At 61.7% G+C, this 841-nt stretch carries 2 protein-coding genes; both read left to right on the top strand.

Annotated elements, in window-relative coordinates; translation table 11 throughout:
• Positions 1-105: 105 nt before the first annotated feature.
• Positions 106-585 (top strand): hypothetical protein, encoded by a 480-nt coding sequence (locus ABB27_RS19075; protein WP_057630897.1) that lies wholly within the window; start codon positions 106-108, stop codon positions 583-585.
• Positions 586-599: 14 nt separating this feature from the next.
• A partial coding sequence (locus ABB27_RS19500; protein ID WP_152984705.1) for a DUF4031 domain-containing protein occupies positions 600-841 on the top strand: 242 nt, incomplete at its 3' end.

The raw sequence follows: 841 nt of genomic DNA, 5'->3' as shown, positions 1-841 counted from the left end.
CTTCCAGGCTTCAGCGCACAGGATGAAACCTCCCCGCCCGGCCCTCCCAAACGCCAAACCGGCTTGGCGCCTACAATAGGCATCGTTTTCCACTAGCCGAATCTCATGTCCAAGCTCTCCAAAGCCAAGCGCGACAAGCGCAAGAAGCAGGCCCCGCGCCGTCCATTCGCCCGTCTCAACGGCCAGCAGCAGGTGCAGAACCACGCTGTGCTGGTGAATGAAGAAGGCCAGGTTGTTGCCGCGATCGGCATGCAGGGCAATGAATGGCTGCTGGCCATCGGTGGCCAGACCATGGGCAATGCCGACAACCCGGTGCCGATGCTGGCCATGCTCAAGCACCTGGCCAATGTGCAGGAGAAGGAAGGCCGCAAGGTCACCCTGGAGTACTCCGCAGCGCTGCAGCAGATGATCGACGACCTGGCCGCCGACGAAGGCAAGACCGCCGACGACTATCTGGCCGGGCTGGTTGCCGAGTTTGAAGGCATTGAAGGTGAAGAGGCCACTGACGTGGCTGACGACGCCGTCGCCATTGCCGAAGAAGTGCCGGCCGCTGAAGTCGACGCTGACGACAAGCCCAAGGCCTGAGTCCAGGGCCGAACGTGACGGTCTATATCGACGATGCGGTACACCCCTGGCGCGGCGAGCGCTGGGCGCATCTGATGGCCGACACCTTGCCCGAGCTGCATGCGCTGGCGCAGCAGCTCGGGATTCCCCGCAGAGCGTTCCAGAACCGCCCCAGCGGCGTGCACTACGACTGTCCCTTATCCACATCTGACGCCGCCGAGGCTATAACAGATTTAGATTCCGGTGGTCGACGTCACACTAAACACAAACAAATAAA

Source organism: Stenotrophomonas terrae (assembly GCF_001431465.1).
In the GTDB taxonomy this organism is placed as follows: domain Bacteria; phylum Pseudomonadota; class Gammaproteobacteria; order Xanthomonadales; family Xanthomonadaceae; genus Stenotrophomonas; species Stenotrophomonas terrae.
Note: the sequence above shows the minus strand (reverse complement) of the source record. Positions and strands in the feature narration are given on the sequence as shown.